This window comes from Providencia sp. PROV130 (assembly GCF_028482225.1).
Classification (GTDB): domain Bacteria; phylum Pseudomonadota; class Gammaproteobacteria; order Enterobacterales; family Enterobacteriaceae; genus Providencia; species Providencia rettgeri.
Window position 1 is genome coordinate 53,331 of record NZ_JAMPQC010000006.1, and the last position, 13,163, is coordinate 66,493.

10 protein-coding genes are annotated in these 13,163 nt (G+C 41.2%); 8 read left to right on the forward strand and 2 right to left on the reverse strand.

Features of this window, described 5'->3' with window-relative positions; translation table 11 throughout:
* Window positions 1-36: 36 nt before the first annotated feature.
* From PSF28_RS05995 to PSF28_RS06025, 7 genes are all read left to right on the forward strand, one after another.
* The gene (locus PSF28_RS05995) at window positions 37-1,554 is read left to right on the forward strand and encodes a class I adenylate-forming enzyme family protein (protein ID WP_272684785.1); all 1,518 of its coding nucleotides are present in this window, start codon (window positions 37-39) and stop codon (window positions 1,552-1,554) included.
* A 67-nt stretch (window positions 1,555-1,621) separates the two neighbouring features.
* Window positions 1,622-3,190, forward strand: a complete 1,569-nt coding sequence (locus tag PSF28_RS06000) for an acyl CoA:acetate/3-ketoacid CoA transferase (RefSeq protein WP_210837613.1) — start codon at window positions 1,622-1,624, stop codon at window positions 3,188-3,190.
* Between the two features lie 26 nt (window positions 3,191-3,216).
* Window positions 3,217-3,954 carry a 3-oxoacyl-ACP reductase FabG gene (fabG, locus tag PSF28_RS06005; protein WP_004907760.1) on the forward strand — a complete coding sequence of 246 codons (738 nt, stop codon included), beginning with the start codon at window positions 3,217-3,219 and terminating at the stop codon, window positions 3,952-3,954.
* Between the two features lie 9 nt (window positions 3,955-3,963).
* Window positions 3,964-5,148, forward strand: coding sequence for a thiolase family protein (locus PSF28_RS06010; protein ID WP_210837611.1), 1,185 nt, complete (start codon window positions 3,964-3,966; stop codon window positions 5,146-5,148).
* A gap of 123 nt (window positions 5,149-5,271) precedes the next feature.
* On the forward strand, window positions 5,272-6,612 hold the full coding sequence (locus PSF28_RS06015) for an MFS transporter (RefSeq protein WP_210837609.1): 1,341 nt from the start codon (window positions 5,272-5,274) through the stop codon (window positions 6,610-6,612).
* Window positions 6,613-6,645: 33 nt separating this feature from the next.
* On the forward strand, window positions 6,646-7,809 hold the full coding sequence (locus PSF28_RS06020) for a glycerate kinase (RefSeq protein ID WP_210837607.1): 1,164 nt from the start codon (window positions 6,646-6,648) through the stop codon (window positions 7,807-7,809).
* 14 nt (window positions 7,810-7,823) lie between these two features.
* Complete coding sequence (locus tag PSF28_RS06025) at window positions 7,824-8,978, forward strand: CdaR family transcriptional regulator (protein WP_210837605.1); 1,155 nt, start codon at window positions 7,824-7,826, stop codon at window positions 8,976-8,978.
* A 12-nt stretch (window positions 8,979-8,990) separates the two neighbouring features.
* On the opposite strand, the gene narL is transcribed toward PSF28_RS06025, so the two are convergent.
* Both narL and narX read right to left on the reverse strand, forming a co-directional pair.
* On the reverse strand, window positions 8,991-9,647 hold the full coding sequence (narL, locus tag PSF28_RS06030) for a two-component system response regulator NarL (RefSeq protein WP_210837602.1): 657 nt from the start codon (window positions 9,645-9,647) through the stop codon (window positions 8,991-8,993).
* A 21-nt stretch (window positions 9,648-9,668) separates the two neighbouring features.
* Window positions 9,669-11,411 (reverse strand): nitrate/nitrite two-component system sensor histidine kinase NarX, encoded by a 1,743-nt coding sequence (narX, locus tag PSF28_RS06035; RefSeq protein WP_210837600.1) that lies wholly within the window; start codon window positions 11,409-11,411, stop codon window positions 9,669-9,671.
* A 331-nt stretch (window positions 11,412-11,742) separates the two neighbouring features.
* Here narX and PSF28_RS06040 point away from each other — a divergent pair, with 331 nt between their 5' ends.
* Entirely contained in the window at window positions 11,743-13,143 is a 1,401-nt protein-coding gene (locus tag PSF28_RS06040) for a NarK family nitrate/nitrite MFS transporter (protein ID WP_272684786.1), read from the forward strand.
* The last annotated feature ends 20 nt before the right edge of the window (window positions 13,144-13,163 follow it).

Here is a 13,163-nt window from a genome sequence, read left to right on the forward strand (position 1 = left end):
CATATCAGTCATATTCAGGTGTATCGGAGTGTGTCCATGCTTGCGCCAAATTCAAACATCTATCAAAGCTTATCACAAAGAGCAAAAGTGCAGCCAGACGCTGTTGCGATTGTATTTGAAGAGCAAAGTTGGAGTTATCACCAATTACTTGAGAAAGTAAACCAAACAATGTTATGGCTAACTACCGCCGCACAGTTGAAAAAAGGTGATCGGATAGTACTCGGCTGGGGTAATACAATTGAATTTTGCCAATTATTTTATGCCGCTGTAGGGTTGGGTATTCAGGTAATTCCTTTAAGTACTAAAATGAAAGAGTTTGAAGGCAAAGAGCATTTATCTTGTATTAATGCGGATGCTATTTTTTGGGATGACACATATCAACCATGGTTAGCTCAGTTCAGTACAAAAGGGATGAGTCTTTCTCAGTGGCGTAATCTAATACTTACTGAAGAAATTAACTTTATCAACCAAGTTAATGAGGAAGACCCCGCGGTTGTGATATTTACTTCGGGCACAACAGGTGCACCAAAAGGTGCGGTGATCACGCACAAGAATATATTGTCTGCAGTATATGCCTATCAGGAAACATTAAAGTTATCTGAACACGATAAAACAATTTTAGCGGTACCGATTTATCATATTACTGGGCTTTCTGCTATTTTAGCGTTATTTATTCATATTGGTGGGACGGTTTATCTTCAAAAGAAATTTAATGCAAAAGATATTATTTCAACAATTGCAAAAGAAAAAATTACATTCTTACATGGTTCTCCAACCGTGTTTATATTATTAATTCAAAAAATAAAAGAAAATAAAAGTATTAACCTAGAAAGATTTAATTCATTAAAAATGATTGCTTGTGGTGCAGGTCATTTGAATGAAGGCACGATTAAAGAGCTTTCTTATCTATTCACCAAGACATCTATTCATTCTATTTATGGTTTGACAGAGACATCATCCCCAGCCACCGTATTTCGTGAAGATATTCGATACAGTGATAAAAAGGCGAGCTCAGGTACACCGGTTCCTGGATTACAGGTGGCCATACGAGATGATAAAGGTGAAGATAAGCCCGCTAACAGTACCGGTAATATCTGGGTTAAGGGAGATGTTGTTATCCAACGTTATTGGCCAGATAGCCCTGCGAACACCACGTCGTTTAATGATGGTTGGTTTTTTACTGGCGATATTGGTTATAGGGATGATGATGGTTTCCTTTATATTCAAGATCGAATTAAAGACATGATTAACCGTGGTGGGGAAAAAATATATTCTATTGAAGTCGAAGATTTGATTTCTAATTACCCAGGCGTTAATGAGGTCGCGGTCATTCCAATTGAAAGTACAATATATGGCGAAGAACCCATTGCATTTATTATTCCTGAGAACCAAGTATGTTTAACCAGTAAAGAAATTATTGAATGGTTAAAAGATAGAGTGCCAACGTATAAAGTTCCAGTAAGAATTATGTTTACACGTAACTTTCCTAGAACTTGGAATGGTAAAATAAGTAAGAAAGATTTGAAGTTACGCTATTACTCTTTAAATAACTAAAATTTAAATTAGTTTTTAATTAATCAAAAAGGGGCTATGAAATATTAGCCTTCAGGTAGGTTTTATCATGAATAATAAATTTATTTCTAAACAAGATGCCGCTAAATTAATTAATAATGGTGATACGATTTGTACTGTGGGAATGACATTAACCAGTGCTGCTGAATCTATTTTATCGGCAATTGAACAACGTTTTTTATCCGAGGGCGTACCAAATCAATTAACTCTCGTTCATGCGGCTGGGCAATGTAACCGTATTCGCGGGAATCAACACTTTGCCCATGAAGGAATGGTGAAACGGATTATTGGTTCCCATTGGGGGTTAGCACCTAGATGGATGCAGATGATTAATGACAATCAAGTCGAAGCGTATTGTCTTCCGCAAGGGCAAATGGTGCATTTATATGGCGCAATGGCCGCAGGTTTACCAGGGCGCTTATCCAAAGTGGGGCTAGGGACATTTATCGACCCTGATCTCGAAGGGGGGAGGATGAACGTTAAAACGTTGGCGCTTCCTCCTTTAGTTGAAAAAGTGAATTTCAAAGGGGAAGAATGGTTATGGTATCCAGAAATTCCTTTAGATGTGGTGGTGATCAGAGGAACCCATGCGGATAGTAAAGGTAACCTGACCACCGATGAAGAAGCCATGGCGTTAGAGGTTTTACATGCGGTACTGGCTGCTAAACGCTTTGGTGCCAAAGTGATTGCACAAGTGAAGTATTGTGTCGAAGAAGGAACTTTACATCCTAAACGTGTCACGGTTCCCGCCAGCTTTATTGACCACATTGTCGTGTGTGATAACCCTGAAGAAGACCATCGCCAATCCTCAAGCTGGTTTTTTGACCCAACGCTATGCGGCGATATTCGCACGCCTATCCAACAAACTACGCCATTACCTTTAGATATTCGCAAATTGATTGGGCGAATTGCATGCCGTTATCTATATGAAAACTGTGTGATTAATTTAGGAACGGGAATTCCAAACGATGTTATTGGTTCAATTATTCAGGAAGAAAATGCAACCAAGCGTGTTGATATTACCGTGGAGTCAGGGATTTGGGGGGGCGTCCAAGCTGGTGGCATTGATTTTGGTATAGGCCGCAACCTGTCAGCGATGATTAGTCACCAAGACCAAATGTTGTACTACAACGGTGCAGGCGTTGATATCACCTATATGGGCGCAGGGGAAATGGATGCCAGTGGTCATGTCAATGCGACGTTGTTAGGCAATATTTGCCCTGGCGCAGGTGGGTTTATTGATATTACCCAAAATGCTCGGCACGTAGTGTTTTGCTCAACGTTTACGGCAAAAGGGTTAGATATTCGTTGTGAAAATGGGCAATTAACTATTGTGCAGGAAGGGGATATTAGAAAGTTAGTTAACCAAGTACGGCAAATTTCATGGAATGCGGATGTCGCGCGAAATATCAACCAAACCATGCATTTTGTCACGGAGCGTGCGGTGTTCACTTTAGGGGGGAAAACCCCTGTATTGGTTGAAATTGCCCCTGGTATCGACCTAGAGCGTGACATTCTTGCCCATATGGACTTCGTACCTGAAATTTCGCCTGATCTGAAAGTGATGGACTCTTCATTATTTGAAGAGGCGCCTTTTGGTCTGGTTTCGTATTTGTAGTTTCAATATTAAAGAGGAATTTATCCATGTTAGTAAAAGATAAAGTTGCCATTGTGACGGGTTCTGCAAGAGGTATTGGTTTTGCGATTGCTCAGGTACTTGCAGAAGAAGGGGCAAAAGTTGTTATTTCTGATTTAGCCATGTCATCAGGTGAAGAAAGTGCAAAACAGCTACAAGAACAAGGCCATCAAGCCATTTTCATTCCTTGCGACATTGCTAAACGTGAAGAGGTGAATGCCTTATTTTCTAACGCATTAGCACATTTTGGGGCGATTGATGTACTGGTGAATAATGCGGGGATCAACCGAGATGGCATGCTGCATAAATTAACGGAAGATGATTGGGACAAAGTGATTGATATCAATCTGAAAGGGACATTTAACTGCATGCAAGAAGCGGCAAAATTAATGCGTGAGCAAGGAAGTGGCCGAATTGTCAATATTTCCTCGGCGAGTTGGCTTGGGAATGTTGGGCAAGCCAACTATGCCGCGTCCAAAGCTGGGGTTATTGGTCTGACTAAAACGGCTTGCCGTGAACTAGCCCGTAAAGGTGTCACAGTAAATGCGATTTGCCCAGGATTTATTGATACAGATATGACTCGTGGTGTACCTGAAAAAGTTTGGGACATCATGATCAGCAAGATCCCTGCGGGTTTTGCTGGCGATCCACGTGATGTCGGCCAATGTGTTGCATTCTTAGCCTCTGATAAAGCGCGTTATATCAATGGGGAAGTGATCAATGTTGGCGGCGGAATGGTGTTATAGGGGGAAATAATGAAACAAGCGAATGATATTGTCATTGTCAGTGGTGTGAGAACAGCAATTGGCACGATGGGGGGAAGCTTTGCAAATACGCATCAACACGACCTTGGGGCCGTGGTTATCCGTGAGGCTGTGAAAAGAGCTGGAATTGCTCCCGAAGATGTCGATGAAGTCATTGTGGGTAATGTTGGGCAAATCGCAGAAAGTGGTTTTATCGCTCGCATTTGCCAGCTACGAGCAGGGCTACCAAAAGAAACTACAGCATATTCGGTTAACCGCCAATGTGGTTCCGGGTTACAAGCTTTAGCCGATGGCATGATGTTACTGCAGACCGGTCAATCCGATGTTGTGGTGGCATGCGGTACAGAAAATATGACGATGCTGCCGTACTACTTACGCAAAGCGCGTTATGGCTACCGCATGGGGAATGATGTGCTCGAGGATGGATTAACGTCCATCCTAACTTGGCCAGAAGGCCCTTATCACAACGGAATGACTGCAGAAAACGTTGCAGAACAGTTCAATATTACCCGCGAAGAGATGGACGATTTTGCATGGGACAGCCAGCAAAAAGCGTTAAAAGCGATTCAAGCGGGTTATTTTGCTGACCAAATATTACCAGTAGAAATACCAGAAGGCCGTAAAGGCACACGTATTTTTGATACCGATGAACATCCACGTGATACACCACGTGAAAAATTAGCTAAGTTGCGCCCTGCATTTAAAGCCGACGGCGTGATCACGGCGGCAAACTCGTCAGGGATTAATGATGGCGCAGCGGCGTTAGTCATGATGCGACGTGAAGAAGCGGAAAAACGTGGTCTGACCCCACGCATGAAAGTGGTCGATTGGGCAGTTGCGGGTTGTGAAGCGGCTATTATGGGCTTTGGGCCTGCGCCAGCGACGCGCCGACTAATGGAAAAGCTCAAGATGAATGTAAAAGACATTGACTTAATTGAGCTAAATGAAGCATTTGCGGCTCAAGCTATCGCAGTTATGAATGATTTATCTCTTGATAGCACTAAGGTGAATGTGAATGGTGGCGCAATTGCTCTGGGTCACCCAGTGGGCGCCAGTGGGGCTATTTTGCCTGTGAAGTTAATGTATGAAATGGAACGCCGTCAGGTTGCCACCGGGTTAGTCACGATGTGTATTGGTGGTGGCCAAGGGATTTCAATGTTGTTCGAAAGAGAATAAGAAAAACTGCAAGCAGAAAGCCCGACGTGGGGCGTCGGGCTGTTGCTGAAGTAAAAGCTACAGGTATGGGGCACTTATAACCAAGAGCCGTACCTGTTTCACTACAACATGAGGATCTTATCTATGTTTTCTACAAATGCAAAGTTAGATTTTGCGGCTCAGGGGAAAAAAACCAACGCAAAGATATACCGTAACCTGATGCCGTTGTTGATTTTAGCGTACATTATTAGCTTTATTGACCGAACGAATATTGGCATGGCAAAAAATGCGATGTCGATTGATTTAGGATTATCTGCAACCGCATTTGGTATCGGAGCAGGGCTTTTTTTCCTAACCTACTCAATTCTTGAGATCCCAAGTAATTTGATCATGGAAAAAGTAGGCGCGCGTTTTTGGATCACGCGGATCATGATCACGTGGGGGTTATTATCTGCGGCGATGGCTTTTGTGACAGGGCCGACTTCTTTTTATATCTTACGGTTATTACTGGGAGCGGCTGAAGCGGGTTTGTATCCCGGGGTTATTTTATATATGACATATTGGTTTAGCCAAGAGGAACGAGCTAAAGCAACAGGGTTATTTTTACTTGGGGTCTGTCTTGCGAATATTATTGGAGCACCGCTAAGTGGCTTATTGCTGAGTATGGATGGCTTATTAGGTTTCCATGGCTGGCAATGGATGTTTATTATTGAAGGTTTGCCTGCGGTGATCCTCGCATTTGTTGTGTGGTTTGTGTTGCCGAATAAACCGGAAGATGCGAAATGGTTAGATGAGGATGATCGGAATTATATTAAATTTAAACACGACCAAGATAAAAACAGCATTAGTGTGAGTAATAGTAAGTTCTCACTCAAGGCGGCATTCAAAAATAAAGCCTTTATGATGATTGTTGCTATCTATTTTACTCACCAGTTCTCCGTCTATGGCTTAAGTTATTTTTTGCCTACTATTATCGGTGAGTATGGCAAACTGACACCGATCCAAATTGGCTTATTAACAGCGATCCCTTGGATTTCAGCTGCAATTGGTGGCATTTTTGTAGCGAGAAAAGCGAATACACCGCGTCGGTCATCGCGCATTTTAATTTCAGGTTATGCCGTGATGGCGGTTGGATTAGTGATAGGTGCGCTGGGAGGCCCAGTTGTCGGCTTAATAGGCTTTTGCTTGACTGCATTTATGTTTTTTGTGGTTCAATCGATTATTTTCTCTCTTCCACCCACTTATATGAGTGGCAGCATGCTGGCAGGAAGTTTAGCATTATTGAACTGTTTAGGATTATTTGGTGGTTTCCTCGGCCCGTTTATTCTTGGATTTTTTGAGGATTATACCGGAACAGCGACTTCTGGATTATGGTTTGGTGTCGGTTTGTTAGTTATCGGAACGATTATTGCTTCACGAGTGAATACTAACGGTATGAGTGAACCCGAACCATTACAAGTATCGGCTTCAGTGGAAAGCAAATAATTCAACATCGCCATTTACAATAGGAAAGTCTGCATGAAAATTGTTATCGCACTTGATTCCTTTAAGGGAAGTTGTTCTGCAAGGTTAGCATGTCAAGCCGTTGCTGAGGGTTTCAAGCGTGTATCCTCTGAATTAGATATGACGTTATTACCCATATCTGATGGCGGAGAAGGTTTGTTGGAGTCACTGGAACATAGCCCTGCGCTTTCTGGTGTAACACCTTACATTTTTAGCTGTACTGGACCTTATGGTAGTAAGGTTGATGCAGGATTATTAGTGCTGGAGGGAAAAACTGCTTTTATTGAAATGGCACAATGCTGTGGGCTGGAATTAGTTCAACGCGAGCACCGTCGCGTTGAAAATGCCTCAACTTATGGCTTGGGTGAAATGGTCAAGCATGCATTAGATATGGGTTGCTCTCGTATTGTTATAGGGATAGGAGGAAGTGCAACTAATGATGGTGGTGCAGGGTTTGCTCAAGCACTAGGTGCTTTGTTTTATGATAAAAATTCTCAGCTTATTGAGGCGCCAATTTGCGGTAAAGACCTTATTAATATCGCAAAGATTGATTTTGATAAATTTGACTCGCGAGCCGCTAAGGTTGAATTTAATGTCTCTTGCGATGTTGAAAATCCTTTATTAGGCAATAACGGTGCGACTTATATTTATGGTCCCCAAAAGGGGGCGGACAAAGCCACACTCGACCAGCTTGAAATGGGGATGACCCACTATGCGAAATTAATGTCAGCCATAACGGGAAAAGATGTTTCGCTGGAGGCCGGCAGTGGTGCAGCGGGTGGATTAGGTGCTGGGCTTCGTTGGTTTGTTTCGGCAAAGCTCGAAAAAGGAATCGATCTCGTTTTGGGGCTCCTTGGTGCAAAATCCTATATTCAACAAGCGGATTTAGTCATTGTAGGAGAAGGGCGGCTTGACAGCCAAAGTGCGAACGGTAAGGCTCCTGTCGGAGTGGCTCGTATGGCCAGCAAGTATGGTGTGCCTGTTATTGCGCTTTGTGGAGGATATAGTGAAGATAGCCGTATCCTATATCAACATGGCATTAGCGCAATGTGGTCATTGTGCCCTGGGCCGATTTCCCTTGAGCAAGCCATGACAAATGGTGAGCGTTACTTGGCAGATACAGCAGAAAATTTGCTGCGAACCGTACTCGCAAATCCGAATAAGCAAATAAAACCCTAAAGTGAGGCGGTAAGATGCTACTGACTGAAAAATTAGCCAATGATATTGTCACACGTGCAATGGGGATTATCCATCACAACGTCAATGTGATTAATAGTCAGGGCGTGATTATCGCCTCAGGGGAAAAAAAGCGTATTGGTGAAATTCATGAAGCCGCAGTGGAAGTGATTCGCTGCGGCAAACGGATCACTATTTACAATGAAAATGAAGCGCGAGCTTATTCGAATGTAGCTCCGGGGATAAACCATCCGATTGTTGTGGCAGATAAAGTGGAATTAGTCATTGGGGTGAGTGGTGACCCTGTTGTGATCCAGCGTTATGCCGAGCTTGCCATACTGACGGCTGAGCTGCTAATTCAACAAGAAATTGAGCGGCGTAGTATTAATTGGCAGCACCGTTTGCGTGATATGTTATTTGTCCAGTTTATAGAAAGTACAACGCAAGCACAGGGGCGCAGTGCGTTACTCAAACTGCATAACTCTGGTTTTGCATTCACTTTACCGACTATTCCTGTGATTATTAATATTGAAGCTATTCAGTATCGTCCTGAAATACTCGATACGATCATTACTGAATTATCAGCCATGGAAAAAAGTGATGTGTTATTACTTAATAGCCGCGAAATTTTGATGCTATTTCCATCAGCGCATTATCAACATGAATCATTTATTCCTAATCTTCATTTCATTCTAGATAGCCAGCTTAGCCAATATTATATTGGTGTTGGTGTTCAAGCAGATACGCAGGAACATGTGAGGGATGCCGTTCATTTTGCACGTTCAGTCATTGAAGTTGGCCGGCTAACGGTGCCCGATAAACAAGTTTTTCTATTTAAAGAAATGGCATCGTTGTGCCTCTTTAATGAATTGGAAAATAGCTATCTATTTAATTTCTTTTTAGATATTTGCCACAAAATATTGTTGCATGATTCGGGGGATATTTTGATTGAAACCCTTGAGTTATTCCTATCGCAAAATGGGGAAATAGGCAGTACCGCACAGCAATTAGGCATTCACAGAAATACATTAAGTTATCGGTTACAGCAAATTAAAAAGCAAACCAGTTTGGACCCGACAAGGTTTACGGATCTGATTCAATTATCTGTTGCTATGCATGGCTATCGTCGACGTTACCCAAAACAACAGCCATGGCTTGATGCATTAAGTTAAGGTGCGGTGTCATTACTTTTGTTGTAAAACCCAAATAGCCGCTTCAACGCGTGATTTTAAATTGAGTTTCTTTAGTAGGTGTTTGACATGGACTTTGACGGTGCTCTCTGTGATTTGTAATTTATTAGCAATCATCTTATTTGATAGCCCCTGAGAGATTAAATCTAAGATATGGGTTTCTCTTGGGGTTAATGCCGATAAATTATGCTCTGTAGAGGCTCGGTTATCTCTTAAGGATTCAGCTAAAATAGAGGCGAGCGTTGGGCTAACGACCATTTTACCACTTGCTGCTTCTTTTAATGCAATAATTAATTTTTCGGGTTCCATGTCTTTCAGTAAATAGCCATCAGCACCTCGTTTTAATGCATTAATTAAGTCTTCACCGTAATTGGATACTGTAAATAAGATAATACGGCCTGAAAGTTCGCGGCTACGTAAATTGTCGAGTACTTCAAAGCCATTCATACCCGGCATATTGAGATCTAATAGAATTAAATCGGGGTCTTGCTCTTCAGCAATTTTAATACCCGTTATTCCATCGTCTGCTTCACCAATTACCTTTAATGTGGGTTCTAAACTAATTAATTGTTTAACACCGTTACGTAGCATTGGGTGGTCATCAATCAGTAAAATGGTGGATTGCCCAGTTAGTTTATTTTCATTTTTCATTAATGAGTTACTCCAATTCAATTAAGCCACAGTCAGTGGAAATACGACATTTACAGTAGTGCCTCCTTGAACTCTTGGCGAAATTTGATATTTCCCATTTAGGCTCAGAGCTCTCTCTCTCATAATAATCAATCCGTAATGGTTATTTTTTGTTGGCTGAGGCTGAATCCCTTCCCCATTATCTTCTATCGTCATAGTGATTAATCCGTTATTTTCAATTAATGAGACTTGTGACCAGTTTGCATTAGCATGTTTGAGAATATTGCTTAAAGCTTCTCGGATTATCTGGATAATATGGATAGATTGATGTGGAGAGAGGCTTTTTGCTGGAATTTGGTAATTTAATCCAATTTGAAAACCAAGGCGCTGACTGAATTCTTGGATTGTGCTTTCTAAAGCAGGAAATAAGCCGGGTTCAGTTAATTTTAGCCTGAAGGTTGTTAAAAGTTCACGTAATTGGCTATAAGCGGAATTTATTTCATTACGCATTTCGTTTAATAGTTCTTGGTGCTTAGTTGGCAATGTTTTAGGTTGCATTTGCAGATAACTAATTTGCATTTTGAGACAAGATAATGATTGCGCGATGGAATCATGTAATTCTCTCGCAATCGCCGAGCGTTCATCCATAATCAGTAACTGCTGTTGTTGTTCTAATTGGTGCTCCATTGCTAGCATTCCCGCAATTTGTTTAACTAACATCAGCACTAAATTATTTTGCTCTTCAGATAATGGCTGATTTATATCTATTTCAGCCAAAATCATGCCATAACGCTGTAAATTATCGGAAATCTCCCATGATATTACTTTAAGTTGTTCAGCTACCTTGGGTGACTTGAGAGAGTGCTCTTCGTTTTCTGGGCAATGAATTTCATGAAAGTAGGTATCATTATTTTCTTCGTATAGTCTCAAGCTGATATTCTGTAGCGGTATTAAGCTTTTAAGCTCAGATAATACTTTTTCTAACCTGACTGATAGTGGCCCAATGGCATGTAAGGTGCGATTAGATTGGTATAAATAGAGTAATACTTTATTTTTATTTTGCAGGTCAGCCGTTTTTTCGATAACTCGGGATTCTAATTGATGGTAACTTTGTGCAAGCTCATCCGACATTTGATTTAACGTTTGGCCCAGTGAATTTAGCTCATCTTGTTTTTTGCCTACAGGAAAGCGCTGACTAAAATCTTGGTGACTAATCGCATTCACCATATGAAGTAACTTAAGCCAAGGTGTATAAATTTTCTTTCTAAAATGGCAGATAGCAAAAATAAGCAGCAACGAAACGAGGCTAATAAATACCATTTGAGTGATTGCTACATAGGTTATCTTTCGTTCTGTTTTTTCATCAATATTGCGAACTAATGCATCAAGCTTATTAACAAAAGTAACGACCGCAAGCCGTGCATCATTAGGCGAAACTGCATGGTTAAGTGCAGGTTTTAACTCTGTAACCCAATATTGATAAATCTCAGAAAATTGCGGTTTTAAATCTTCTATTTCGACGACTTGTGTCAGTTCATCGCTTAATAAATTTTTTTCAAGTTCACTTACATATACGTCAGAATATTGGTTGAGTGGTACTAATGAAAGTAAATGATAGCTTTGCATCCGCAATGAGCCTGATTTATTAATTGCATGTGCATTTCCTTGCACACTAATGATCATACTATTTGAGATTGTCATGCCAATAATACCGAGTACGGCAATCAATAACATTAAACCAATAACTTGGTTAATGATTGAAAATCGGTGATAAGCAATAGACATAAATAATCCTTTCTACGGTACATGTTTATTTATTATTTTTGATAACGTAGATATTGTTTATCTATTATATAAAATTGAATATGCCACTTCGGTATTACTCCTTAATATCCCATTGAGATATTCGCTTTAAATCCCAATATATAAAATTACTGAGTAATGAATTTTTTTGTTTTAATTCAATTTGTTATTGGTGTGTACTCCTAATACTCCTCTGGTGGTTAACGAAAAAAATCCCGCATATTTCATTTAAGTCTCTCTTGATTTAGATCAGCTTCACGGTGGTCTATTCGCCACACACTGCGAGCAGAAATTGTATTTATCGGGGTGATTTATGTCTCAACGAGATAATGTTAATAACGTAGTTGCACCGTCAAATAACGGAGTTATACAGGATTGGCGTCCTGAAGATACTCAGTTTTGGCAGCAAACAGGGCAGCGTATTGCAAATCGTAATTTATGGATTTCTATTCCATGTTTATTGCTCGCATTTTGCGTATGGATGTTATTTAGTGCAGTTGCGGTTAACTTAAATAAAGTGGGTTTTAATTTTTCGACAGACCAATTATTTTTATTAACCGCATTACCTTCCGTTTCAGGCGCTTTATTAAGAGTCCCTTATTCATTCGTTATTCCTATTTTTGGTGGGCGTCGCTGGACAGCGATTAGTACACTATTTTTAGTGATCCCATGTATTTGGCTGGGTTATGCGATTCAAAACCCTGCCACGCCTTATCAAGTTTTTGTCATTATTTCCCTACTTTGTGGTTTTGCCGGTGCTAATTTTGCATCGAGTATGGCCAACATCAGCTTCTTTTTTCCTAAAGCTCGTCAGGGTAGCGCACTAGGCCTAAATGGTGGGTTAGGCAATTTAGGCGTCAGTGTCATGCAATTGGTGGCTCCTTTCATCGTAGGTGTTGGCGTATTTACTTTCGTGGGTGGAACTGGAGCGACTCAGCCGGATGGCTCAACATTGTGGTTAGAAAATGCCGCTTGGATTTGGGTGCCATTTCTGCTGCTTTTTACTGTGATGGCTTGGTTTGGCATGAATGACTTAGCGGCTAATAAGGCATCTCTTAAAGCGCAATTACCTGTTTTGAAACGGGGTCATCTATGGGTATTAAGCCTGTTATATCTGGCGACATTCGGCTCGTTTATCGGTTTTTCTGCCGGTTTCGCAATGTTATCGAAAACGCAGTTCCCAGACGTCATTATTTTGAAGTTTGCCTTTTTTGGTCCTTTCCTCGGAGCACTAGCTCGTCCAGTCGGCGGCATGTTGTCTGACCGTTTTGGCGGTGTGAAAGTCACATTACTGAACTTTGTGATCATGGCTGTTTTCTCCGGCTTGTTGTTTTTTACGTTACCAGAAAACGGTCAAGGAGGTTCTTTCGGGGCGTTTTATGGCGTATTTATGGTGCTGTTTTTAACGGCAGGGCTAGGCAGTGGCTCAACCTTCCAAATGATTGCTGTCGTTTTCCGTAAATTAACTATGGACAAAGCCATCTTAAGAGGTGCTTCAGAGCAAGAAGCACAAAAAGAGGCGGTAACAGAAAGTGCTGCGGCTCTAGGGTTTATCTCTGCAATTGGGGCTATAGGTGGCTTCTTTATTCCAAAAGCGTTCGGTACATCACTAACACTGACGGGATCACCGGCAGATGCGATGAAAGTGTTTTTTGTATTTTATCTTTCCTGCGTGTTTATCACATGGCTGGTATATGGCCGTAAACACAAATAATAACAAGTCATAAAAATCAA